The sequence below is a fragment of the Bacillus salipaludis genome (genome assembly GCF_030938565.1).
GTDB lineage: Bacteria > Bacillota > Bacilli > Bacillales > Cytobacillaceae > Neobacillus > Neobacillus salipaludis_A.
Genome location: NZ_JAVGVR010000001.1, coordinates 1481818 through 1508346, shown reverse-complemented (window position 1 = coordinate 1508346; position 26529 = coordinate 1481818). Strand labels below are relative to the sequence as shown.

The following is a 26529-nucleotide window of genomic DNA, read 5'->3' as shown; positions in this document are numbered from 1 at the left end:
TTTTGTATTTTCAATGTTAAATTTTAAAAAAATATTTTAAAATTTAACTGTCTTGTTTTAATAATTAAGATATATTTGTATTAACCGGTCTTAAAAAACCACCGCTTCGTTTCTTCTGCTATTCTTTTAACTTTCCTCAAATAGGAATCTACTTTAAAACATAATAGACTTGAAGATAATAGATTTAAAAGAATAATGAGTTACTTTGGGGACGATATTGAAGGATTTGGATGCTCATGCTAATATAAAAAACAAGAATTTCCACTTTTTTTACTTAGGGGGAATAACTATCAAAAAGAGGTACCGATCACTAAAAGACCATGTATATGATTATATCGCCGCAGAAATTCAGAATGGAACATTACTTCCCAAACAAAAAATAAATGAAATAGCACTAAGCGAGAAATTAGAAGTAAGCAGAACCCCTGTGAGGGAAGCCTTAATCCAACTAGCTTCTGAAAATTTACTAGAGTTCTTTCCCCGAAGAGGATTTATCGTTAAGGAAATTGACACAAAGAAAAAGCTAGATGTTTTTAGTGTTGTTGGTGTACTAGATGCCTTTGCAGCAACTTTAGCTCTGGAGAATTTGACCGAAGATGATATGGAACTAATGGAAGAGTTGGTTAGGAAAATCGACCTTTCCATTTCTCAGAAAAATTATTCAGATTATCAAAAATACCAAAACCAATTCCATAAAGTATACATTGAGAAGTGTTGCAACCCTACATTAATTGAGCTTCTTGATTCTTTACAGAATAGTTTTGTCAGGCAGATTTATTTAAGTAAAGATGAAGAGAAACTCTTTACAGCATTAGAACAAATGAATGAACAGCATAGACAAATTATTGATTACTTTAAGAATAAAGACAAAGAAAACTTGGAGCACCTGATTAAGAATGAACATTGGAAAATAACTCATATCGATATGATATAAAATATGGGGCCGGTTAAATGATTTACTAGAAAAGTAATTTAAGTCAAATGATTTTCCTGGGTAAATTTCGATTCCCGTAAAGACATCGAAATGGCGCTCTTATCAGCGCCCCCACCTTCTTCCACAATATGAAACACCTGCTTTATGCTCCATTTCAAAAAAATCCCCCCAAGAAAAAACAGCGATTAGCATATGCCATCGCTGATCTAAATTACTAATTAACCTGTAACATTTGAATAAATCCTTTTCCACATTTCAGTAATAAATACATAACAAAGACCGGCAGCCCCTGGCTGCCGGCTTGCTATCACTATTCTGTTCTCAAATCGATTATTTCTGCAGTTTTCCTTCAGCAAGCTTAATTTGTCCTAGAACTTGCTCAGGTGCAGTACCGCCAAAGCTGTTACGAACCGCCACCACATGCTCAGGTGCTAAGACTGTATAAATATCATCTTCAAATAACGGGCTGAATTCTTGATATTCTTCCATCGTTAAATCAAGCAAAAACTTTCCTTGTTGAATGGCATATAATACAGTCTTCCCAATCACCTCATGCGCCTCACGGAACGGCAAACCTTTACGCACTAAATAATCGGCAATATCGGTAGCATTGGAAAAATCGTTATTAATGGCCTTGCGCATGACATCCTTATTGACGGTCATCGTTTCAATCATAGGAGCTAATAATTTTAGTGAACCTTCAAGGGTTTCAACCGTATCAAACATACCCTCTTTGTCTTCTTGAAGATCCTTATTGTAAGCAAGCGGCAAGCCTTTTAAAACGGTTAACAGCCCAATTAAATTCCCATACGTACGTCCGGTTTTTCCTCTTAGTAACTCTGGTACATCCGGGTTTTTCTTTTGCGGCATGATGCTTGAGCCTGTACAGAATGAATCGTCGAGTTCAACAAATTGAAACTCTTGGCTTGACCAAATCACAAGCTCTTCAGAAAAACGCGAGATATGTGTCATAATAATAGAACCGATTGATAAAAACTCCAGGATAAAATCGCGGTCGCTGACAGCATCCATACTGTTTGGATAGATGGTTTCGAACCCTAATAGATCCGCCACTTTTTCTCGGTCAATCGGGAAGGTTGTTCCAGCCAAAGCTCCTGAACCAAGAGGCAGCCAATTGATTCTTTTTAAACTATCAATCAATCTTTCTTTGTCGCGCTCAAACATCCAAAAATAAGCCATTAAATGATGCGCAAACGATACAGGCTGAGCACGCTGCAGATGTGTGTATCCAGGAATTAATGTTTCTACATGCACTTTCGCCTGCTCAACTAAGGCTTGTTGAACATTTTCAACTAACGTAATCAATTCAGTTGTTTTTGTTCGTAAATAAAGATGCATATCTGTAGCTACTTGGTCATTACGGCTCCGCCCTGTGTGCAGCTTTCCGCCAACAGGTCCGATTTTTTCAATTAATAGTTTCTCGATATTCATATGAATATCTTCATCTTCTACTAAAAATTCAACTTCCCCATTTTCAACCATTTGTTTAATGGAAAGAAGCCCCTGTTTAATTGTTTCCGCATCTTCTACCGGAATAATGCCGCACTCCCCGAGCATTTGCACATGTGCCATACTCCCTGCAATATCCTCTAATGCTAATTTTTGATCAAATGGAATAGAGGCTGTGAATTCCTCAACGAGCTTATTTGTTTCCTTTGTAAAACGGCCGCCCCAAAGCTTAGACATTGCTGCTCCCCCTTAAATATGAACAAGATTGCCCCCGAAATATTTCGAGGGCTTCAAATGATTATTTGAAAAAACGTATTTCAGCAGACTAAAAAATTATTTTACTACTGTGTCCTTTTGGTTAACCTCAGAGTACACCTTTGTTGGAAGACCCCAAAGTTTGATAAAACCAACCGCTGCATTATGATCAAATGCATCGCCTTTTGCATAAGTTGCCAATTCTTCATTGTAAAGGCTGTGCACAGACTTACGGCCGACAACCATATGATTGCCTTTATGAAGCTTAACGCGGATAGTACCAGAAACTACTTTTTGCGTTTCATCAATAAATGCATCAAGAGCACCTTTAAGTGGTGAATACCAAAGACCTTCATAAACAATTTTTGCCATGTGCTGGTCAACCTGTGTTTTAAATTGGGTTACTTCACGAGGCAAGGTTAAAAATTCTAATTCTTTATGTGCATTAATTAAAATTAATGCTGCCGGATTTTCATAGACTTCTCTTGATTTAATTCCTACTAATCTATTTTCAATATGATCGATACGACCAATACCATGCTTGCCGCCAAGTAGATTCAAAGCTTCAATCAATTGAACCAATGGAAGTTTTTCACCGTTTAGAGCTACAGGAACACCTTGTTCAAACTCAATTTCAATATATTCCGCTTCATCTGGCGCTAATTCAATTGGATTGGTCCAGTCATAAGCTGCTTCCGGAGCTTCCGCCCAAGGATCTTCTAAAACTCCCGCTTCACAAGCACGTCCCCAAATGTTTGCATCAATCGAGAAAGGATTATCTAAATCTACTGGAATTGGAATACCATTTTTCTCGGCATACTCAATTTCTTCATCACGGGTCATACCCCATTCACGTACTGGAGCTACAACCTTTAAGCTTGGATTTAATGCTTGAATCGAAACCTCGAAACGGACCTGGTCATTCCCTTTACCGGTACAACCGTGTGCAACAGCTGCTGCCCCTTCTTGTTCAGCAACTTCGACCAATAATTTAGAAATGAGTGGTCTAGAAATCGCAGAAGAAAGTGGATATTTTCCTTCATATAAACAATTCGCCTTTAAAGCTGGTAAAATATATTCTTTTGCTAGCAATTCTTTGGCATCAATCATAATCGCTTTAATAGCGCCGACATTTAACGCTTTGTTTTTGATTGCCTCAAGATCTTTTCCTTCCCCTACATCAAGACCTAAAGCAATAACATCATACCCATATTTTTCTTGAATCCATTTAACTGATACTGATGTATCTAAACCGCCTGAATAGGCTAATACGATTTTTTCCTTTGCCATGACTAATCTCCTCGCACTATCTTTGTATTTAAATTCATTTGATAGTATTATTATACATCAATATTCAAAAAAATAAAGACTATTTTTGCAAGAATTCTTTTAAAATCGCTTTTTGTGCATGAAGACGATTTTCTGCTTCATCAAAAACAACTGAATGAGGACCGTCAATAAGATCAGCTGTAACTTCCTCCCCGCGGTGTGCCGGCAGACAGTGTAAAAAGATGAAATCACTTTTTGCATGTTTACAAAGATCTCCGTTTACCTGAAAGCCTTCGAATGCCTTTAGACGTTTTTCTGTTTCAGCTTCTTGCCCCATACTGGTCCAGACATCTGTTACCACAACATCAGCATTTTGAATGGCTTCAACCGGATTATGAGTAATCGTGATTTGTGCCCCTGTTTCCTTGGCAATTTGCTTTGCATTCTCAACAATCGTTTGATTTGGCATATATCCTTCAGGGCTAGCAATACTGATATCGATTCCTACCTTAAGCGCCCCTTCAAGCAAGGAATGGGCCATATTATTATACCCATCACCAATATAGCACATCTTTAAACCGGCTAACTTGCCTTTGTGTTCAAGAATCGTAAGAAGATCTGCCATCACCTGGGTTGGATGCTGTAAGTCCGTTAAGCCATTGATGACTGGAATTTCAGCATGATGGGCAAATTCCTCAATCGATTCATGGGTAAAGGTACGAATCATTAATGCATCCACATAACGGGAAAGCACTTTCGCAGTGTCTGAAATGCTTTCCCCTCTTCCCAACTGACTATCCTTCGAGCTCAAGAAAATTGCCTGTCCACCTAGCTGCATCATCCCTACTTCAAAGGAAACTCTTGTACGTGTAGAGGACTTGTCAAAAATCATTCCTAATACCTGTCCGCTTAAGTATGGATGTGGCTTTCCTTGTTTTTGCATAGCTTTTAGTTCCACGGCGACATCTAGTAAATACAGAATTTCATCTGTAGTAAAATCCGAGAGTTGCAAAAAGTTTTTCCCTTTAAAGTTAAACTGTTTTGAATCATTTTTTTGCATTGTCTCAATCATCGATTACACCTCTATCCCAATTTTATAATATTCGCTTACAGTAAGAACTTCAAAATCTGATCGTAATTGATCATCAAGCCCCATCATCGCTTCTACCGTATCTAAATGTGTAAATACTTTTACATTGTAGCGGGTTGCTTGTTCACGGATATAAAAACCAAATTTCAGTTTGTTCCGTCCCTGATTTGGAATATTAATAACCGCACTTACTTTTTGATGGCGGAAAAGTTCATTTACATCTTTTTCATCTTTTATGATATTTGCAACGGCAACACCATTTTTTTCGAGAAATAATGCTGTTCCTTCCGTTGCAGCAATTTTATATTGATTGTTCACCATTCCCTGTATGATTGGCAGGCTGGCGGACTTTTCCCGGTCTGAAATTGAACAGAAAATATATTTTTCCTCATCTTGCGATTTGAAAGGGACAGCCTTTGCCAATGCCTCTTTGAAACTGGCACCTAGACCTAGAATCTCACCCGTCGATTTCATTTCCGGTCCAAGAACATGGTCAACACCTTTTAATTTAGTAGAAGAAAACACCGGTGCTTTGACTGAATAATAATTTGGTTCCGGCAGCAGCCCCGATATGGCACTGATTTCAGTAAGAGAAACACCAAGCTGGACCTTGACCGCCCATTCAATCATCGATACTCCTGTTACTTTGCTGATAATCGGCACCGTTCTTGATGAACGTGGGTTTACTTCAAGCACAAAAACTTGATTTTCATAGATGACAAATTGGATATTCATCATCCCAATAATTTCAGCAGACATTGCAATTCGGTTTGCATAGTCAATGAGCGTTTCCTTCACCGAATGAGACATCGTAATCGGTGGGAAAATCGAGATACTATCCCCAGAGTGAACCCCGGCTTTTTCAATATGTTCAAATATTCCCGGAACGACAATATTTACGCCATCGCTGATGACATCAATCTCACATTCTAATCCTGGCAAATATCGGTCAACTAATAATGGCCACATACTCTCCTGCGAATTTTCCTGTAATTGTTCGATATAACTTTGAAGTTCCTCTTCTGAAAAAATCGTAAACATCGATTGCCCGCCGATGACATAAGATGGACGAACCAAAACAGGATAGCCTAATTTTTCTGCGGCTTCCACCAGCTCATCTGCATGGGAGACCGTTTTACCTTCGATATGAGGTATTTTCAGGTCTTCAAGAAGCTGATAAAATTCTTTACGATCCTCCAAGCGATCGACATTTTCAACTGGCGTTCCAAGAATCTTTATTCCTTCTTCTTGTAAAGTATGTGCCAAGTTAATCGCTGTTTGCCCGCCGAATTGGATGAGAACTCCTTCGATATTCTCCTTTTCAATGACATGGAGAACATCCTCTGCAGCCAACGGTTCAAAGTAAAGACGATCCGCAACAGAATAATCTGTACTGACAGTCTCAGGATTATTATTAATCACAACCGCTTCATAGCCCATTTTCTTTATTGCTTTTGCAGCATGAACCGAACAGTAATCAAACTCAATTCCCTGGCCAATTCGAATCGGACCGGACCCAATAACAAGAATCTTTCTATTATTAGACACCTCAACCTCGTCATAGCCCATCCAAGTAGAATAATAGTATGGTGTAACGGCATCGAATTCCGCCGAACAGGTATCAACCATCTTATAGCCTGGTTTCCAGTTAAGAACCTTCCATTTAAGTCTGATCTGTTTTTCCGGAATATCATAAATTTGCGAAAGCAGTTTGTCAGAAATATTTTTCCGTTTCGCATCCTTTAACAGTGAGGCCGGAACCTCATCCCAGGTATAGGAAGCTAAATCCTTTTCTAAATCAACAATCAAGCAAATTTTATATAAAAACCACGGATCAATCTGGGTAAGTTCCTGAATTTTATTAAAAGAAATATCCCTTTTAAACGCCTCTGCAATGACAAATAGACGCTGATCATTGGCTGTCTTCAGTTTTTCAAACAGAGCAGCCTCTCCTAGGTGCTGATAAGTCTTTGTGCAAAGCCCAAAAATATTCATTTCCATCGAGCGAATTGCTTTATTTAAAGCCCCTTCAAACGTGCGGTCAATCGCCATTACTTCCCCAGTTGCCTTCATTTGCGTGCCTAATGTACGATCTGCCTCGGGAAATTTATCAAATGGAAAACGCGGCAGTTTGACAACGATATAATCAATTGCTGGTTCGAAGGAAGCAAAGGTATTTCCTGTTATCGGATTGATAATCTCATCTAAATGGTAGCCAATTGAGCATTTTGCTGCCATCCGGGCAATCGGATAACCGGTTGCTTTCGAGGCTAATGCAGATGAACGGCTGACCCTCGGATTTACTTCGATAATATAATATTGATTGGATTCAGGATGAAGAGCGAACTGAATATTACAGCCGCCGATAATCCCCAATTCACGAATGACTTTGACCGAAGAATCACGGAGCATCTGGTATTGTACATCTGTCAAGGTTTGCGATGGAGCGACTACAATTGAATCACCCGTATGAACGCCAACAGGGTCCATATTTTCCATATTGCAGACAATGATACAGGTATCATTTGCATCACGCATAACCTCGTACTCAATTTCTTTCCAACCTTTGATGCTTCTCTCTACCAACACTTGATGGATTGGACTAGCTGCTAGCCCTTTTTTAAGAACACTTTCGAGTTCATCATCATTATGGGCAAAACCACCGCCATCCCCTCCAAGGGTATAGGCAGGTCGAATAATAACTGGATAGCCGATTTCTTTGACAAATTGTACTCCCTCTTCAAAGCTATGAATTATGGCTGATTCAGGAATCGGCTCATCGATTTCAATCATTAAATTACGGAATTTTTCACGATCCTCACCGTTTTTAATCGATTCGACAGGAGTCCCTAACAACGCCACACCATATTTTTGTAAAATGCCCTGTTCATATAGCTCAACAGTCAGGTTTAAACCTGTTTGCCCGCCAAGTGTTCCGATAATACCATCCGGCTTTTCTTTCATAATAATTTTTTCAATGGCTGTAACATTGAGTGGTTCAATATAAACCTTGTCAGCAACCGTTTCATCCGTCATGATTGTAGCCGGATTATTATTGATTAAAACAACCTCGATTCCCTCTTCTTTAAGGGCTATACATGCTTGTGTTCCCGCATAATCAAATTCTGCGGCCTGACCGATCACAATTGGTCCAGAGCCAATGACGAGAACTTTCTTTAGATTTTTATTTAACGGCATAACGTGTCTCTCCCAAGGAAGTAATTTCTTTTACAAACTCTGTAAGGATATGTGCTGTATCGCTTGGTCCAGGATGTGCCTCCGGATGAAATTGAACCGTTTGAATAGGGTACTGATGGTGCTTTAGCCCTTCGATAGACTTGTCATTGACATTGCGATAGGTTACAGCAAATACATCTGTGTCAATACTATTGTCAACCACTACATAGCCGTGGTTTTGTGCAGTGATTTTCACCTTTCCAGTCATTAATTCTTTCACTGGATGATTGCCTCCGCGGTGTCCATATGCAAGTTTTTCCGTTTTTGCACCGAAGGCAAGCGCTATTAGCTGGTGCCCAAGACAAATCCCTAATGTCGGGAAGTGCTGGCAAATTTTCTTGATTTCCGGGAACCACTTTTTCAATTCCATTGGATCTCCAGGTCCATTACTAAAAAGAACTCCATCTGGATTTAAGGCTTTTATTTTTTCAAAAGGAGTGTTATAAGGTACGATGGTCACCGAGCAATTCTCCGCTAACAATGCTGTTAAAATCGACTTTTTAAATCCAAAGTCCATTAACACTACATGTGGTCCATTGTTTTTAAAATATTGAATTTTTTTCGTTGATACTTTTTCCACCCAGAGGGAAGAATTCAGTGTTGAAGCAATCCCTTCCACCTTTTTAGTACTTAAAAAACCTTTTACTGTTCCGCGGCTGCGGATGGTTTTGACTAAGAGTCTTGTATCTACCCCTGCAATCCCGGGAACACCTGCCTCCATCAGCTTTTCTGAGAATTTACTGATAGACTGATAGTGACTTGGCGTTTCACACAAATCCCCAATGATTACCCCGGAAAGGGCCGGATGGACACTTTCATCATCCTTTGCGTTAATTCCATAATTCCCGATGATTGGGTAGCAAAAGGTAATGATCTGTCCTGCATAGGATGGATCGGTGATGATTTCTTGATAACCGGTCATACTTGTATTAAAAACGACTTCTCCAAGAGAGTCCTTATTTGCACCAATTAAAATTCCTTCAAAAACTTCTCCAGTTTCCAAAGTAAGATATCCTTGCTCCACTTTCCTCACTCGCCTTTCTATATACTTTGGAATGTCTTTTCTAACTTGTTGATAAATTCATTGATTTCTTCTACTGTTGCCGTTAATGGTGGCAGTACCCTAACCACATTTGGCCCCGCTGTAAGAATAAGAAGCTTGTTGCCGATTGCTTTTTGTACGATTTCCGCCGCATTCACTTCGACGACAATCCCCTTCAGCAAGCCTTTTCCACGAATACCTTTTATAAACGAATACTTATCTTTTAAAGTTTGGAACTCAACATCCAAGTAAGTTGAGATTTCTTCAACATGTTTTAATAATTGGCTTTCTACAATATGGGTGATGGTTGCAACACCTGCAGCAGTGGCCAAAGGATTTCCACCAAAGGTGCTGCCGTGGCTGCCCGGATCAAACCCTTTTGCCGCCTTTTCTTTAGCGATAATTGCCCCGATTGGAAAACCGGAGCCAAGACCTTTGGCAACACTTATTACGTCCGGTTCAATGGAGTATTGCTCATAAGCAAACAATGTACCGGTCCGTCCGATGCCCGTTTGGATTTCGTCAACCATCAATAAAATATCGTTCGCTTCACAAATTAATGCGAGTTTCTTTACCCATTCCTTGTTTGCTGGAATGACTCCTCCTTCACCTTGAACAAGTTCAAGTAAAACGGCAGCAGGTTTGATTTCCGCCAGCTGTTCAATTGCTTCGTTATCATTAAAAGGTAAATAGCGGAAGCCTTGAACCAAAGGCAAGAATCCCTGTTGAATTTTCTCTTGGCCCGTAGCTGAGAGGGTCGCCAAGGTTCTGCCGTGAAAGGATTGCTCGAAAGTGACAATTTCATAAGAGTCCGTCCCTTTTACCTTTTGTGCATATCGACGTGCCAATTTAATGGCTGCCTCATTTGCTTCCGCGCCGCTGTTGCAAAAGAAAACTTGATTCCCACAGCTGTTTTCTGTTAAAAGGGCAGCAAGTTCCTGTTGATTCGGTATATTATAGAGATTGGAGCAATGCCATAAATTTTGGACTTGTTCCTCAAGTTTTTCTTTAACTGAATCCGGTACATGACCTAAATTACATGTAGCAATACCAGAAGTGAAATCTAAAAATTGAGTTCCTTTGTCGTCCCACACATAGCTTCCTTTTCCTTTTACTAATGTAACTGGGAAACGATTGTATGTAGCCATTAGTGGCGATTCAAGGGAAACGGAAGTGTTATTTGCCATTACACAATCTCCTCTTCTAGAACGATTTTCGTACCAATCTTTTTACCGTTTACATAGTCTATTAGACTATTTTTCTCAAAGCCGTTGATAATGGCAACCTCTGGTATATTGTGAACAAGTCCGTCAATTGCGGCGGTAACCTTTGGAATCATTCCTCCATAGATGGTTTTATTTTGAATCAATTCCTCAACTGCCGCCTTCGATACTTGATCAAGCTTCTTCTTTTCACCATTTGCTTCAATTAAAATTCCTGGAATATCACTGATAAAGCAAAGGTTTGCTTCTAACACTTTCGCAACGGCGCTTGCAGCAATATCCCCATTTATGTTGTAACGCTGCCCATTTTCATCAATTCCAATTGGTGATATGACGGGAATATATCCCTGATCAATGATGCCTTCCACTACACTTTTGTTCACTTCGACAACTTCGCCGACAAAACCAATTACTTCGGAATTCCCCACCGGTTTCGCCTTTAAAAGAGAGCCATCTACCCCGCTGACACCATAAGCATTACCGCTCGCTTCAATAATATTTCTAACCACTTGTTTATTAACTGACCCGCTTAGTACCATTTCCACGATATCCAGAACCTGAAGGCTCGTTACGCGCAGGCCGTTCACAAAGGTGGTTTCAACATTTAAGTTTTTAAGTAATCCTGTAATTAAAGGGCCTCCACCGTGGACAATAATAGGAGTCCACTCGCCCGATTCGTGGATTTTTACGATATCCTCATAAAATGATCTCGGCAGATTTTCTAACACACTGCCGCCACACTTGATAACTAGGTATTTCACTTTTGTGCCCCTCCTCTATGTGCGATAGGATCCATTGATTTTGACATAATCATAGGTTAAATCGCATCCCCAGGCTGTAGCACTGTGATTTCCTAGATTTAATTCAACAAAAATTTTGATGGTTTCCTGCTCTAAATAGTTTTTAACTTCCGCTTCATCGAATGGACAAGGCAAGCCATTTTCAAACACTTGGTAAGGCCCAATCGCTACCTTGATGGCATTAGGCTGAATTTGCACACCACTATAACCAATCGCCGTAACAATTCTGCCCCAGTTTGCGTCCGTTCCAAAGATAGCCGTTTTAACCAGACTGGAAGAAATAATAGATTTCCCGACTATGCTTGCATCCTTCTGATTTTGTGCTCCTTCAACGGTTACCTCGATTAATTTTGTTGCTCCTTCACCATCACGGGCAATCTTTTTAGCCAGCTCCTCGGAAACGATTTTTAAACCCGTTACAAATCCATCCCAATCAGGATGATCTTTAGTTAGTAGATTGTTTTCTGCAAGTCCGTTGGCCATAACCAACACCATATCATTTGTACTTGTATCCCCATCAACGGTAATCATATTAAAGGTTTGATTTGTCACCTCTTTAAGGGCAAAAAGAAGATCCTCATGGGCTATATTTGCATCAGTTGTAATAAAACCAAGCATGGTTGCCATGTTTGGATGTATCATTCCCGAGCCCTTTGCAGCTCCGCCAATACTGACTGTTTTCCCGTCAATTTGAGTTTGGACCGCAATATGCTTCACAGCCGTATCTGTTGTTAAAATCGCTTGTATAAAGTTTTCTTCAGCCTCATTTTCTGCCTGTAAAATTTGGCCGATTCCCGGATTGATTTTTTCCATTGGAAGCAATTCTCCGATTACGCCCGTTGCAGTTACAGCAACAAGGTGTTCAGGTATTCCCAATTCATTGGCAAAAGCCTTTTGCATTGTGGAGGCATCTTTTAGTCCCTGTTCCCCTGTGCAAGCATTGGCATTACCAGAATTCACAAGCACAGCCTGAATTTTATGTTCTTTCGCAATGCTTTCTTGTGTAACGACTAACGGCGCTGCCTGAAAGATGTTTGTTGTATATACCCCGGCCGCTGTAGCGGGAACTTCCGAAACGATATAGCCTAAGTCCAGTTTTCCCTTTTTAATCCCGCAATTCATCCCGCCTGCGTTAAATCCCTTTGGTAAGGTAACGCCTTTTTCTTTTAAGACAACCACTTTATGATTAGAAATTGCTTGCATCAAGTTTTCCCTCCTGTGCTTCCCAAAAATAATGTTCTATGGATACATTGGAATATCGCTAAGCCCAGTCTGTTCATCCCAACCGTTCATAATGTTTGCATTTTGAATTGCTTGCCCTGCAGCCCCTTTTACTAGGTTATCAATCACCGAAATAATGGTTAGACGGGCGGTCCGTGGATCAACATGCAACCCGATGTCACAATAATTACTGCCAAGGACCTCTTTAGTTGAAGGAAGGTTACCTATTGGTCTTACCCTTACAAACGGCTTATTTTTATAAAATTCATCATATAATTCATGCACTTCTTCAGTTGAAATATTATCCTTTAAGTTTATATAAGTCGTACACATGATTCCTCTTGTCATGGGCACTAAGTGAGTTGTAAAGGAGATTGTGATCGGTGTTTGCGCTTCATCACTAAGAGTTTGCTCAATTTCCGGTATATGTTGATGGGCTCCAAGTTTATAGGCCCTTATGTTTTCATTTATTTCTCCGTAGTGTGAGGTTAATGAAAGCCCTCTTCCTGCTCCAGATACCCCCGATTTTGCATCAATGATAATAGACTTATAATCTGCTAAACTTGTTTTCAAAATTGGTAAAAGCCCAAGTGTAGCTGCCGTTGGGTAGCACCCCGGATTGGAAAGCAGATTAGCATTCTTTATATTTTCTGTGTAAATTTCACTAAGTCCATAGACAGCCTGATTTAAATAATTTTCATCTGCGGGTGAATGTTTATACCACGATTCGTATTCAACAGTAGACCTTAGTCGGAAGTCACCGGATAAGTCTACGCATTTGATTCCGGCTTTTAAAAGCTGCGGAACCATGTCCTTACTTACACCTGAAGGAGTTGCAAGAAAAACCATTTCATTATTTTTGCTTAATTCACTTGGGTCAAATGTTTCGAGCGATAAATCTACTATATTCAACAAGTGCGGATATGCTTCACTAAATTGGGTACCTGCTTGCGAGTTAGATACAACGGTACCAATTTCTAAATATGGATGTTTATTAATTAATCTGATTAATTCAATTGCCCCGTATCCCGTTCCACCGATAATCGCAACCTTCAATCTTTTCATCTCCCGAATTCGTCTTCTTAATGAATTATTATACTTACAGATTAATAATTATTCAATATCAAAAGTACTAAATTATCAGTTTTAATTGAAATTTTAATAAAAATATACTGAAAACGCTTTCATTTTTCCTTGTTAGATTATACATTTTTTATACAAATAAAAAAGCAGAACGCCCACAGTTTGCAGGATTCTGCTTTCTCTTTTCTAATTAGAGTGGTTTTTGTTTCTTCTATAAGAGTACATTTTCCATTGATAATGGATGAAGCATCCAATACAAAATCCTAATATTGCAACGAAAGCTGCTATTGCAACAAGAATAGTAAATACATAACCGACTGTATTCCATCCTGTAATAAAGCCTATGAAGCTTAATCCTAAACATATAACGGCAATTTTTTGGTTAAATTGCTGTTGATCCCAATCTTCAGGAATGTAAGCCTTTGGCTCTTTACGCAAAAATCTCTTTGCAATCTGCATAATGGGATTAAACCCAAAAAACAGTCCAAGGAGACCAGATATAAATGGTATCAGTAAAAACCATTCTTGGCCCGAAAATAATGTTAAAACAGAACATATAACAATGACCGATTGATTTGTCCTGACAAGCGGTCGTGGTATAGAGCGGATAGATTTTGACAATTTAATCTAACCTTTCTTATTGGATTTATCGGTTTAATATTACTAATATTTTATCCATTTTATCTCGTTTTGTACACACAATAAACTTTCCACTTTTTAGAGAGGCGAATAAAAAAATCGTTAAAGCTTGGAGCTTTAACGATTTTTTCATTTTTACCTTTAATCTTCATTTCTATTTAAATAATCATTCACTTGGAGGAACTCAGGGGATGTATGGGTTGCCATGATACCATGGTAACTTATATCCAGACCAAGATCTTCTTCATCATTTGAGGCTCGAATTGGTACCCATTTATTGATGAGCTTTAAACCTGCCCATGTAAGCAGGAATCCCCATCCGCATAATATGATTAATCCTAACAACTGAATCAATAATAAATGCCAGCCCCCTCCTTCTAAAAGGCCCCCTTTTGTTGCGAAAAGACCGACAGCAATTGTTCCCCATACACCAGAAACAGCATGCACTGGAAATGCGCCAACTGGGTCATCGATCCGCTTTGCTTCCAACCAATTCGTCGCACCCATCATCAACAAACCAGAAATTGCCCCTATTAAGATGGATGACTGGTCGCTTACAAAGGCACAGCCAGCTGTTATTCCCACAAGCCCGGCGAGGGAGGCATTAATGACAGACGGGGCATCCGAGCGACCGTATCGGAATAAAGTATAGATTAATGCGGTTGCTCCGCCTGCAGCAGCTGATAACATGGTTACAATCGCGATGTGACCTATTCTCACATCAGTAGCTGTCAGTGTACTTCCAGCATTAAATCCAAACCAGCCGAACCATAATAAAAATGCTCCTACTGAAGCAAGAGGCAGGTTGCTAGGCAAAGCAATGGACGAGGAGTTTTTTGACGTAAATTTACCTTTCCTTGGTCCGATTAAAATGGCTGCGGCTAATGCCGAGAATCCTCCCAACGCATGTATAACGGCTGAGCCTGCAAAATCTTCCATCCCCAATTTCCCTAACCAGCCGCCTCCCCACACCCAATGCCCGGCAATGGGGTAGATGAACATCGTCATCAATAGGACATATAAAAGATAGGCACGGAAATTAATTCTCTCCGCTACAGCACCAGAAACAATGGAAATAACTGCGATAACAAAAGCACCTTGAAAAAGCCAAAAGGTATCCGTCGAAATAGATAATTTTAAATGGGTAAAATTCCCTTTTAACATGAATCCATCCGTACCAATTACACCCAAAAGGTCTGAACCATACATAAGTGCAAAGCCGACTAAGTAATAACAAAGTGTACCAATCGTAATATCGGCAAATACCTTCATAATAATATTCACACTGTTTTTCGAGCGAACAAAGCCTGCTTCAAGCAGAGCAAATCCGCCTTCCATTAATAAAATCATGGCTGCAGTCAGAACAACCCAGATCGTATCAAGACCTGTATGAATGGCATGTATTGTCATTACGATTGTCCCCCTATTCCTTTATAGCTTTTAAGTTCCTCTATAACACTATGAGAAAGAACAATAGCTTGTTTCTCCTCGTTTTGCACCATAACTATAATTCTCTCTAAATCATTAATTTTTCTCTTAATATCTTCTATGTTCATTAATCGCTGTTTCACATTAACAAGGTACTCAACTGCTTGATGATGGCTGGGGGGACGTCCTGTGAAAAACTTTTTTATAGCTGGTAATGATTGATACCAAGCCTCATGTGTTCTTCTTTTTTCTTCGTACTTTATAATTTTGTTTTTAATTTGAACTATTTCTTTTTCCTTATAAATCTTTATTTCTTGCAAGATATGAACTAATTCTTTGGGATCAAATTGAAATTCTAAAGTGCGATATAATTCATCAATGACGTCCATGTTATATCTCCTCACATGAAATGTTACTTTTTTCTGATTATATTGAGTATTTCAATTTTAGTCAATATTTAGTTCTCCCCTTTTTATTCCCATAAAAAAAAGAACCCCTATATATATGAGGTTCCTTGCATTAATATTTTAAAACGCAATCGATACATATTTTACTTCGAGATATTCATCAATCCCGTAATGTCCGCCTTCGCGTCCTAGACCACTTTCTTTAAATCCTCCGAACGGTGCCTGTGCAACCGTTGGAAGTGCATCATTTAGCCCGACGATTCCATACTCAAGCTTTTCACTAATCCGAATCGCTCTGCTTAGGCTTTCCGTATAAACATAGGCAGCCAATCCGTATATTGAATTATTCGCTCTCTCAAGTACTTCCTCTTCTGTTTTAAACGTTGCCACCGGTGCCAGCGGTCCAAACGTTTCCTCTTTCATACAAAGCATTTCATCCCCAGCATTTGTGATAATTGTCGGCTCAAAAAAGTAACCCTCTGCAATATTAGCTCTGCTGCCGCCTTGAAGCAGTTTCCCGCCCTTACTAAGAGCATCATCAATTTGTTCCTTTACTTTATCAATTGCATGTGAATCAATCATTGGACCAATGTCTGTTCCTTGATCTAATCCATCTCCAATCTTTAATTTTGCAACGGCTTCACGGAATTTTTCATTAAATTCGGCTTCAATTGATTCATGAACATAGATACGATTCGTACAAATACAAGTTTGACCGGCATTCCTGAACTTCGAGCCAACAACCCCTTCAACCGCCTTATCAATATTTGCATCATCCATCACGATAAACGGCGCATGACCGCCTAATTCTAAAGAAATTTTCTTAACGGTATCTGCCGCACCCTTCATTAGCATCTTACCAACCTCTGTCGAACCGGTAAATGTTAGTTTACGAACGCGCTCATCTTGCAGCCAAGCATCACCAATTGCCCGGGAATCTCCAGTCACGACATTTAACACGCCTTTTGGAATTCCAGCCAAATGTCCAAGCTCAACCATCTTTAAGGCCGTTAACGGAGTTTGAGTGGCCGGCTTAATAACAGCCGTACAACCGGCTGCCAGTGCAGGTGCTACCTTTCTAGTAATCATCGAGGCAGGGAAATTCCATGGTGTAATCGCTGCAACTACACCTACCGGTTGTTTCTGAATAAGAATTCGTTTATTCGGATGGGAGGATGGAATCGTTTCGCCATAAATCCGTTTTCCTTCTTCTGCATACCAGGAAACATAGCTGTTCGCATTAATAATCTCACCCAACGCCTCTTTCAAGGGCTTCCCTTGCTCTTCTGTCATAATCCGTGCGAGTTCTTCTTTATTTTCATCTATCAATTGAAACCATTTCATTAATAATTGACTGCGTTCCTCAGCCGTTTTAACAGACCATTCCTTAAAAGCGGCAAATGCTGCATCTACCGCCTTTTTCGCTTCAACCATTCCCCCTTTTGGAACTTCTGCGATCACCTGATTATTCGCGGGGTTAATTACCTTAATCATTTCCTTACTTTCACTTTCAACACTTTCCCCGTTGATCTGCATTAAATGTGTGCTCATAAGAATTCTCCTTTTCTATTATTTCTCATAAAAATTATACGTTTATACTAAACTAACGCTGCCAGAAGAAACGAGCGCTGCCTCAATGGAATTCTCTAAAATGGTTAACCCTTCCGCCAATTGCTCATCGGTAATGACCAGCGGCATAAGCAGACGAAGGACATTGCTATATATACCCGCGCTTAAGATTAACAATCCTCGTTTGTTCGCTTCCTTAATAATCTGATTGGTCAAATCTTTTGCCGGCTCTTTTGTTTTCCGATCCTTTACAATCTCAATGGCACACATGGCCCCAAGTCCTCTTATATCACCAATGCAATCAAATTTGTCATAGAATACCTTAAACTTATCCATGACGATTTTTCCGATTTCTTCCCCGCGCTGATTTAACCCTTCTTCTTCAATAATATCCAAGACAGCTAAGGCCGCTTTACATCCCAATGGGCTGCCGCTATAGGTTCCGCCAAGTTCCCCTGGATCTGCTGCGTCCATAATTTCTTTACGTCCAATCACACCGCTGATTGGTACGCCCGCTCCCATGGATTTTGATACCGTAAGCAGGTCTGGAACCACATCGAAATGCTCAATAGCAAAGTAACGGCCGGTACGGGCAAATCCAGTTTGAATCTCATCTGCGATAAAAAGAATTCCATTTTCTTTACACAATTGAGAGACTCCCTGTACGAAGCGTTTTCCAGGAACAATAAATCCACCTTCACCTTGGACCGGCTCCATCACAACGGCTGCAATTGATTCCGGTGCCACATCACTTACAAAGAAATTACGAAATTCCTCAAGCACAAAATCTTCATACTGCTCTTCTGTTAACCCATCAGGGCGTCTGTACATATACGGAAACGGCGCTCTATAAACCTCAGGAGCAAACGGTCCAAATTCAAATTTATAAGGCTTAACCTTACTTGTCATGGTCATCGTCATTAAGGTCCGGCCGTGATATCCCCTTGAAAAAGAAATAATCCCTTGTCTTTTAGTATACTTTCGTGCAATTTTCACGGCATTTTCAACCGCTTCTGCACCGCTATTTTGTAAAAGTACTTTCTTCTCATGTTGCCCTGGTGCGAGACTAGCAAGTTTTTCAGCAAGCTCAATATAGGATTCGAACATCATTACATTAAAACCTGTATGGATAAATTGATCCACTTGTTCATGTAATGCTTGTTTCACTTTCGGATGACTGTGTCCTACGTTTTGTACTCCGATTGCTCCAACAAAATCAATAAAGGTATTCCCATCCACATCTTTGATCAGCGCCCCATCGGCTGATTCAGCAAAAGCCGGAACCCCATAGCTCACGCCTTTTGGTACGATATTTTCACGTCTTTCAACTAAACTTTTTGATTTTTCCCCTGGTAAATTTGTATTCATTTTTGCAAAACTCATTATGCTCATCCTTTCGTTCATAAAATAATTAATCATTTACTATTTTTTCAGAATTAAATCCAATATCCGACTGGTTTTTGACCTTCTCCTTTTTTCGAAAAAAAAGAAAGTAAGAACCAATTACGAGGATCGTAAGAAGTGAAGTAAGATAGAATTGTTCACGCATTGAATCGATAAAAGCTTGGGCAACAAATATAATAAATAGGGCGATAATCGTAGCATAGGTTAAGTGAGGAAATAACCACATTTTCACTTTAAGTTTCTTAGGATCATTTTTTTCTGCTCTTAATCTCAAGCGTATATGGGAGAAGGCTATAAAAATATACATCACGATGGTTACACCACCAGAAGCATTAGCCAAAAATACAAACAATCCATTCGGCGAGACAAATTTAAACGTTGTGAATATATAGGTAAAGATAACGCTTACAGCTAAGGCCCAAAGCGGAATCCCCCTTTTGCTGACTCGTGATAGGAATTTTGGCGCCGTTCCCTTTTTTGATAGAGAGTATAGCATCCGCGAACTTGTATAAAGTCCGGAATTCAAAACAGAAAGAAGCGAAATGAAAATAATTCCATTCATGACTTGAGCAGCAGCGGGAAGACCGGCCATATCGAAAACACTGGCATAAGGTGATTGCAACAAATCCTTGGCATTTTGCGGAATAATCATAACTAAAATAGCTACGGAACCGACAAAGAAAAGCAGAAGCCGCCAAACTACAGCATTGATCGCCTTAATAATATTCTTTTCCGGATTTTCGGACTCTCCCGCTGCAATCGCTGCTACCTCACTCCCTGATAGTGAGAAGGTAATAAAGATGACACTTAGTAGTACAGGCATCCATCCATGCGGGAAGAAGCCTGAACCTGACATCAGGCTGGTAATCCCTGTCGCTTTAACTCCTGGAAACCAACCAAAAATGATTACTGTACCTACACATAGAAAAATAATAATGGCAGAAACCTTAATAAAAGCTAACCAGTATTCAAACTCCCCATAGGCTTTAACCGAGAAGACATTCGTAGCAGTCATTAAAATAGGAAAGACTAAACTTGCCACCCACGCAGGTATGGAAGGAATCCAATTGTGAACAAACGTTCCCAATAAGGTTGCTTCAATCGCTACAATAATCACCCAATTGAACCAGTATAACCAGCCAATCGTATACCCGGCCCACGGACCAAAGGCCTGCTGCGCGTAAGTAGCAAACGAACCACTATCAGGGTTTACAACTGCCATCTCTCCCAGCATCCGCATGACTAGAACAATCATTAATCCTGCAATGATATAAGAAATCAATGCACCCGGTCCTGCCGACATAATCATCGTTCCACTTCCTATAAATAGGCCGGCACCGATAACACCGCCAATCGAAATCATGGTTACATGCCTTGTCTTCAGATCATGTTTCAGTTCATGATTTTGAATCCCCACTAAACATCCCCCCCCAATTTTATCGATATACATCTATATTTAATGCAATTACCGTGCCAACAGTAATTTCCCTTAATTTAGACAAAAAAGTCGAACTTTTTTAAAAAATCGATTCATTTTCGAATTAAAAGTAGATTATTTTGATTCACTTATTGATTATTAATTCGATTCTGAATTATATTTATAGTAGATTACAAGGTAGAAAAGGAGCGCCCATGTCGATAGCAGAAATTATTTTAGAGACCATTGTAAAAACTTCCAATAACAATATCACCATCACGGATGAAAAAGGGGTTATTTTGTATACCAATAGTGAGCATTGGACGGTTTATGAAGACGGACCAAAAGAATACATTGGGAAATCTATTTTTGAACTTCAGGAACTAGGGATCTTAACGCCCTCGATTACAGCAAAAGTACTCACAGAACAAAAACCCATTCAAATTATGCAAAACACAAAAAAAGGAAAAGTCATCATGTCGACCGCTTATCCCATTTACAATGATAAGGGGGAAATCATCCGCGTTATTAGTTACGCTCTTGACCGAACGGAAATTAGCAGCCTTCAGGCTCAATACGAACAATTAGAAAGAAAGTTAAAAGAGTATCAAATCGAGATGGAGGAATTAAAGGGCAGAGAGGATATCCTCTATCGAAGTAAGGAAATGCAGCAAATCGCGAAAACCATCCAGAGGGTAGCCCCTACCGATGCTACAGTGTTGATGTTAGGAGAGTCTGGAGTTGGAAAAAGCATGCTAGCCCGAAAACTGCATTCTTATAGCAACCGGCATAAGAAGCCTTTTATCGAAGTAAATTGCACAACCATCCCAGCAAGTTTATTTGAATCGGAAATGTTCGGTTATGAATCCGGTTCCTTTACAGGCGCACAAAAAAATGGGAAACCAGGATTGATTGAACAAGCCCATGAAGGGACGCTATTTTTAGATGAAATCGGTGAACTACCCTTGTCTATCCAAGCAAAATTATTAAAGGTTTTACAAGAAAAAAAGTTTATCCGAGTGGGCGGAACGAAAGAGCGGCATGTTGATTTTAGGTTAGTAACAGCTACAAATAAAAATTTAGAAGAAATGGTGCAAAAAGGGGAATTCCGTCTTGATTTATATTATAGATTAAATGTAATTCCTCTTCCCATACCTCCCCTACGCAATCGAAAGGAAGATATTTCTCTATTAATTAACCATTATATCGAGTTAATGAACAAGAAATATAAAACGGCGAAAAAATTACACCCTTCCTTATTTGAAAAACTACTTAATTATAAATGGCCTGGGAATGTTCGGGAATTAGAGAACTTACTTGAAAGACTTGTTTTAACTACCGAAGAACCCATTATTCGTCAGCATTCACTCCCCACTTCCATTTTGGGTGATGGATCCACACACGAGGAGGATGTCTCCCTAATTGAAAATCTGATAACAGAAGAAACGGATCTTAAAACTGTATTAGATCTGGTGGAAAAATGGATGCTGGAAAAAGCTCAAAAGCATTGTAAATCCACTTATGAAATAGCTAAATATCTTGGTATCAGCCAGCCATCGGTTATTCGTAAACTAAAAAAACACAAAGAAGACTTAGATAATTTCTAATAAACCTAGTTATGAAAAACACCTCATTCGTTCTAAATGAGGTGTTTCGTTTATCCGATATATTTGATCATGGCTACTTCATCACAGCAATTAAACTTAGGGCAGTTCATACAATCCACCCAAACCTTTTCAGGCAAAGTCTCCTTTGCCACAATTTCAAAGCCGCACTTTTTGAAAAACTCAGTTTCATAGGTGAAGGACATTACACGGCTAATTCCAAGTTCAGGTGCATCCTCTACAAGGCGATTTACCAGTTTACGGCCAATCCCCTTCCCGGCATGCTCCGGAGATACAACTAAAGAACGAATCTCTGCAAGATCCTGACCTAAAACATGTAAACCAGCTACACCTAGTATTTTATTATTCTCTTTCATAACATATAAACATTGTAAGTGCTGATAAAGTGATAAGTACGTACGCGGCAATACAATTTCTTTTTCCGCATAAATTTGAATTAATTTATAAATATCTTTTACATCACTGGTAACTGCATGATAAATATCCATCTGATTGCTCCTTTTGCAATAATATTATAAATATACAACTATATGTATTTTTACTCAATAAAAATATTTTAAAAATACAATATATTATTGTGTTCTATTTTTCAACAAATGTTTCTTTAAAGGCTATGTTAAACTTGGTTGTTGATTTCCGCTCCAGGCACTTCGCTTTCCGTGGGCGGTTCGGGGAGCCTCCTCGTCGCTTCGCTCCTGCGGGGTCTCCCCTGTCCCGTACTCCCACAGGAGTCTTCGTGCCTTCCGCTCCAATCAACGTCGTTCGAAATCAACATTGTCCTTTAACACAGCTAAATAAAAAAGACAAATTCAATTCCTGAACAAAGGTCCAGGAAAATGAATTTGTCTGTATATTTACCCAAAGGGGTTGGGTACAAAATAATGATTTTTATTGATTAAATCGTCCGCGCTGACGAAGTAATTCCCGATTTAAGTTTGGATTCTTTTCAAACGCTGCACGGCCATGAAGCCAGAAAATATTATTAACAACAACAAGATCTCCAACTGGAAGTTCCAACTCCGTTACACTCTCGTCATTTTCCATTGAGGCAGACAAGTCACGAAGATATTTTGCTTGTTCAATTGTTTCAGGGTACACAAATTGATCGATAAAACACATACCAGGTTTGTTATTATAATTGAAAAAAGTTAGGCGCTCAATCTCTTGGTCGACATTTTTACTTCTTGGTGCTTTATAGGTAAATTTGTAGTTTGCTAACGGATGGCTAGTATAATAGTCGAGCTCCTTCCAGTCATCAAGATGTAATAATCGTGATTCCCCGCCAACTGCATTTTCTTCCACCATCTTCATCATTAATAACCAATCGGTAGGTTCATCCACAAACGTACCATCCGTATGGAGGGTAAATAAACGATACGCTTGGCGCAAATACGAATCACTGCTATCTGTATCCTTTACGCTAAACCGTGCATAATATTTTCCTGACATAGAATCATGGTTAGGACTTCCTAATAAATGAGAGATGGCTGTTGCAAAAATAACATATTCGTCTGTATTTTCGGTGACACCTTCTAAACCAAGGGTAAAGCCACCTGATTCCCTGTCATGAACAATGCCGCGAAGGATTTCACCAAACTCTTCTCCTACCTGGTCTAATAAATAGGAAGCTACAAGAATACGAGCATATGGTGTGTATTCCAAGTGCTGAACAGAATAATTTTCCTGGGCTACACGATTAAGGAATTTAACAATGCTATCTTTTGACAGCTGAATGTGGTATAAACGGTTCGTCTGTGGATGAACCTTTACTTCATAGTTTTCCGTAACCCTTTCAAATTTCGCAAATGTTTTTTGTGCAATACTCATCTTTCATTCCTCCGATTTTTAATGAATTTAATATTTTAAAAACAGGAAATATAAAAAAGCCAGTTGCAAAAGGATTCCTAAACAATAAGGAATTTACTTTTTTGCAACTGGCTTGGGTTCACTTGGTCGTTCTACGGAAATAGAATCGTAGCGAATAGGCAGTCTGTTATTATTTTTCCTGTTTTCGATTATTTATAATTGTTCCCGAATTTGAAATGGTAGTTTTCAAAAGGAAAGCATACTATAAATATAAGTTACTTATAGTATAAACCTTAAAAACTTACTTGTCAAACTCTTTTTAATATTTAAACGATTATAGCGGATTTTATTATTTTTGTTTCTGCAGGAATCCGCCTTACGATCTCTTTCCCAATCTCAATCGAAGCTGTTGCTGCCGGCGATGGAGCATTACATACATGGATAGAGCGTTTTCCCATAATAATATTGAAGTCGTCTACCATATTCCCATCATACTTTAAGGCCTGGGCACGCACACCCGCCGGAGCCGGAATCAGATCATCTTCCTGAATTTCAGGTATTAATTCTTGAAGACTTTTGGTAAATTGCTTTTTACTAAAGGAACGGACATATTCTTCTAATCCTTCTTTCATAAATTTACCAGCAAGTTTCCAAAACCCTCCGTAACTTAAAACTTCGGCAAGGTCTTTCGCGTTAAAATCCGTTTTTTTATACCCTTCCCGTTTAAAGCTTAATACAGCATTAGGACCTGCATCGACTTCACCGGATATCATCCTGGTAAAATGAACACCCAAGAATGGGAATTTAGGATTAGGAACAGGATAAATAAGGTGTTTTACAAGGTAGCGTTTTTCCGGTTTTAATTTAAAGTATTCACCACGGAACGGGACAATTTTCATGTCTGTTTTATAGCCTGCAGCTTCAGCAACACGGTCACTGTGCAGTCCGGCACAATTGATAACCATATTTGCTTTAATTGTGCCTCGTGAGGTTTCAATCGTCACTTGATCTGATTCCTCGTGGATTTTTTCTACTTTTGTATTTAATTGAATCTCACCGCCGTTTGCTTTAATGATCTCAGCAAATTTCTCACTGACTTGGCGATAATTTACGATCCCTGCCATCGGTACTCGTATAGCACCAACTCCATTTACATGGGGTTCAATTTCTTTTAATTCATCGGATCCAATGCGCTGTATATTCAAACCGTTTTCTAGTCCCCGTTTATGTAGATTCTCTAGAAGATGAATTTCTTCCTGTTTGGTAGCAACAATGACTTTTCCACAAATATCATGTTCAATCCCATGCGTTTCACAGAATTCCCTCATCGATTGGCTTCCTTGGCGCGCAAAGCGAGCCTTAAAGCTGCCTGGCTTATAATAAATACCAGAATGGATTACCCCGCTATTATGCCCGGTTTGATGTTGTGCAACAGCGGCCTCCTTTTCAATTACAACCACTCTTGCATCAGGAAAACGTTGATAAATGGCCATACCTGTTGATAGACCAACAATTCCCCCTCCAATAATCGCAAAATCAAACATTGCTAATCCCCCTTTTTAGTTATTCAGCTCTTCCATATACTGAATTAAATTATTCTTAGTTCGTAAAATATGAAATTCCACGGCTGCACGGAGTTCTGCAGCATCCCCCCGTAAAACAGCTTCATAAATCATCCGATGCTCCCGCTGTGTTTCACAGTAATAATCAACTAGTAGATTCGGTGCAATTGGTGAGATTCCAAGAGTTTCCACCATTTTTTGAACCCTCGGCCATGGACAATCCTTCCGCAATGTTTCGTGAAAAGCAGCATTCAACTGAATATATTGATCATTGGTAGCATCTGATATTTCCAGTTCTTCCATTTGGATAAGGATATCTTTTAATCTTTTTTTATCATCTTCTGTTAAAAAAGGAAGTGATTTTTCAACAGCCAATCCTTCTAATAATGCACGTGTATGGTAGATTTCTTCAATGTTGTCTTTTGTAATCGGAGTAACTACGGCTCCCTTATGGGGAATCATTTCTACTAAGCCTTCCATCTGAAGCTGTGTTAGCGCTTCACGAATCGGCATTCGGCTAACTTCTAGTCGTTCTGCCCACTCTTCTTGGATTAGACGGTCGCCTTTTTTCAATGTTCCATTCAAAATCGCTTTTCGGAGGCTCTTCGTTACAAATTTTACGATTGTTGACTTATCTTCACTTGTTTTACCCAAAATTTTATCCACTCCTCTTTAGATTGGATACAATATAATCAATATATCAGCAAAAATGGCAATTTTCAATATATTTTTTATAATATTGGATACAATTATTTTTATTTGTATCCAATTTAGTTTTTTTAAGACCAAAGCATCTTTTCTTTTAAAGTTACTTTTGAAGGAGACAATTACCATTTTTAGTAAACATCTGTTTAGAATTTGAACGCATTTTGTTTACCCACCGGTTTTTCTTCATTATCTTCCACTTTAGAGTATTTACATTCCGGTTCTCTCCTTTTACCCACCGCTTTTAGTAAAATACCTTCCGCTTATCATTTAATCTATTGAAAACTAAGTTATCTTTCTTATTTAAATACCTTTTCGAATAGAAAATCACCATTTTTAGTAA

21 protein-coding genes are annotated in these 26529 nt (G+C 39.2%); 2 read left to right on the top strand and 19 right to left on the bottom strand.

What is annotated here, in order from left to right:
• Window positions 1–217: 217 nt before the first annotated feature.
• Complete coding sequence (locus RCG21_RS07275; RefSeq protein WP_235824881.1) at window positions 218–934, top strand: GntR family transcriptional regulator; 717 nt, start codon at window positions 218–220, stop codon at window positions 932–934.
• Window positions 935–1264: 330 nt separating this feature from the next.
• Here RCG21_RS07275 and argH read toward each other — a convergent pair whose 3' ends face one another.
• The 15 genes from argH to RCG21_RS07200 form a co-directional block, all read right to left on the bottom strand.
• Window positions 1265–2641, bottom strand: a complete 1377-nt coding sequence (argH, locus tag RCG21_RS07270; RefSeq protein WP_133337333.1) for an argininosuccinate lyase — start codon at window positions 2639–2641, stop codon at window positions 1265–1267.
• Between the two features lie 96 nt (window positions 2642–2737).
• Entirely contained in the window at window positions 2738–3949 is a 1212-nt protein-coding gene (locus RCG21_RS07265) for an argininosuccinate synthase (RefSeq protein WP_133337334.1), read from the bottom strand.
• Window positions 3950–4028: 79 nt separating this feature from the next.
• Window positions 4029–5000 carry an ornithine carbamoyltransferase gene (gene argF, locus RCG21_RS07260; RefSeq protein ID WP_133337336.1) on the bottom strand — a complete coding sequence of 324 codons (972 nt, stop codon included), beginning with the start codon at window positions 4998–5000 and terminating at the stop codon, window positions 4029–4031.
• Window positions 5001–5003: 3 nt separating this feature from the next.
• The gene (gene carB, locus RCG21_RS07255) at window positions 5004–8216 is read right to left on the bottom strand and encodes a carbamoyl-phosphate synthase (glutamine-hydrolyzing) large subunit (RefSeq protein WP_133337338.1); all 3213 of its coding nucleotides are present in this window, start codon (window positions 8214–8216) and stop codon (window positions 5004–5006) included.
• Window positions 8203–9279 carry a carbamoyl phosphate synthase small subunit gene (locus tag RCG21_RS07250; RefSeq protein ID WP_133337340.1) on the bottom strand — a complete coding sequence of 359 codons (1077 nt, stop codon included), beginning with the start codon at window positions 9277–9279 and terminating at the stop codon, window positions 8203–8205. The genes carB and RCG21_RS07250 overlap by 14 nt, the downstream gene beginning before the upstream one ends.
• Window positions 9280–9296: 17 nt before the next feature.
• Window positions 9297–10484 carry an acetylornithine transaminase gene (argD, locus tag RCG21_RS07245; RefSeq protein WP_308913033.1) on the bottom strand — a complete coding sequence of 396 codons (1188 nt, stop codon included), beginning with the start codon at window positions 10482–10484 and terminating at the stop codon, window positions 9297–9299.
• Entirely contained in the window at window positions 10484–11281 is a 798-nt protein-coding gene (gene argB, locus RCG21_RS07240) for an acetylglutamate kinase (RefSeq protein ID WP_026573488.1), read from the bottom strand. Before argB ends, argD begins: the two co-directional genes overlap by 1 nt.
• 15 nt (window positions 11282–11296) lie before the next feature.
• Complete coding sequence (gene argJ / locus RCG21_RS07235; protein ID WP_133337342.1) at window positions 11297–12523, bottom strand: bifunctional ornithine acetyltransferase/N-acetylglutamate synthase; 1227 nt, start codon at window positions 12521–12523, stop codon at window positions 11297–11299.
• Between the two features lie 36 nt (window positions 12524–12559).
• Window positions 12560–13597 carry an N-acetyl-gamma-glutamyl-phosphate reductase gene (argC, locus tag RCG21_RS07230; RefSeq protein ID WP_133337344.1) on the bottom strand — a complete coding sequence of 346 codons (1038 nt, stop codon included), beginning with the start codon at window positions 13595–13597 and terminating at the stop codon, window positions 12560–12562.
• A gap of 213 nt (window positions 13598–13810) precedes the next feature.
• A complete protein-coding gene (locus RCG21_RS07225) occupies window positions 13811–14245 on the bottom strand; it encodes a DUF4395 domain-containing protein (protein ID WP_026573485.1) in 435 nt (144 codons plus the stop codon).
• Window positions 14246–14404: 159 nt separating this feature from the next.
• Window positions 14405–15673: an ammonium transporter gene (locus RCG21_RS07220; protein WP_308913032.1), complete on the bottom strand. Its 1269-nt coding sequence runs from the start codon at window positions 15671–15673 to the stop codon at window positions 14405–14407.
• Window positions 15673–16080 carry a hypothetical protein gene (locus RCG21_RS07215; protein ID WP_133337348.1) on the bottom strand — a complete coding sequence of 136 codons (408 nt, stop codon included), beginning with the start codon at window positions 16078–16080 and terminating at the stop codon, window positions 15673–15675. The genes RCG21_RS07220 and RCG21_RS07215 overlap by 1 nt, the downstream gene beginning before the upstream one ends.
• Window positions 16081–16218: 138 nt before the next feature.
• Entirely contained in the window at window positions 16219–17634 is a 1416-nt protein-coding gene (locus tag RCG21_RS07210; RefSeq protein WP_133337619.1) for an NAD-dependent succinate-semialdehyde dehydrogenase, read from the bottom strand.
• Between the two features lie 57 nt (window positions 17635–17691).
• Window positions 17692–19059: a 4-aminobutyrate--2-oxoglutarate transaminase gene (gene gabT / locus RCG21_RS07205; protein ID WP_133337620.1), complete on the bottom strand. Its 1368-nt coding sequence runs from the start codon at window positions 19057–19059 to the stop codon at window positions 17692–17694.
• Between the two features lie 19 nt (window positions 19060–19078).
• Complete coding sequence (locus RCG21_RS07200) at window positions 19079–20488, bottom strand: amino acid permease (RefSeq protein WP_268884122.1); 1410 nt, start codon at window positions 20486–20488, stop codon at window positions 19079–19081.
• A gap of 215 nt (window positions 20489–20703) precedes the next feature.
• Here RCG21_RS07200 and RCG21_RS07195 point away from each other — a divergent pair, with 215 nt between their 5' ends.
• Window positions 20704–22095, top strand: coding sequence for a sigma-54 interaction domain-containing protein (locus RCG21_RS07195; RefSeq protein WP_133337352.1), 1392 nt, complete (start codon window positions 20704–20706; stop codon window positions 22093–22095).
• Between the two features lie 50 nt (window positions 22096–22145).
• Here RCG21_RS07195 and RCG21_RS07190 read toward each other — a convergent pair whose 3' ends face one another.
• The 4 genes from RCG21_RS07190 to RCG21_RS07175 form a co-directional block, all read right to left on the bottom strand.
• Window positions 22146–22601, bottom strand: coding sequence for an N-acetyltransferase (locus RCG21_RS07190; protein WP_133337354.1), 456 nt, complete (start codon window positions 22599–22601; stop codon window positions 22146–22148).
• Between the two features lie 400 nt (window positions 22602–23001).
• Window positions 23002–23940, bottom strand: coding sequence for a glutarate dioxygenase GlaH (gene glaH / locus RCG21_RS07185; RefSeq protein WP_133337356.1), 939 nt, complete (start codon window positions 23938–23940; stop codon window positions 23002–23004).
• 305 nt (window positions 23941–24245) lie between these two features.
• On the bottom strand, window positions 24246–25463 hold the full coding sequence (gene lhgD, locus RCG21_RS07180; RefSeq protein WP_308913031.1) for an L-2-hydroxyglutarate dehydrogenase: 1218 nt from the start codon (window positions 25461–25463) through the stop codon (window positions 24246–24248).
• A 15-nt stretch (window positions 25464–25478) separates the two neighbouring features.
• The gene (locus RCG21_RS07175; protein WP_235824882.1) at window positions 25479–26135 is read right to left on the bottom strand and encodes a GntR family transcriptional regulator; all 657 of its coding nucleotides are present in this window, start codon (window positions 26133–26135) and stop codon (window positions 25479–25481) included.
• Between the last annotated feature and the right edge of the window lie 394 nt (window positions 26136–26529).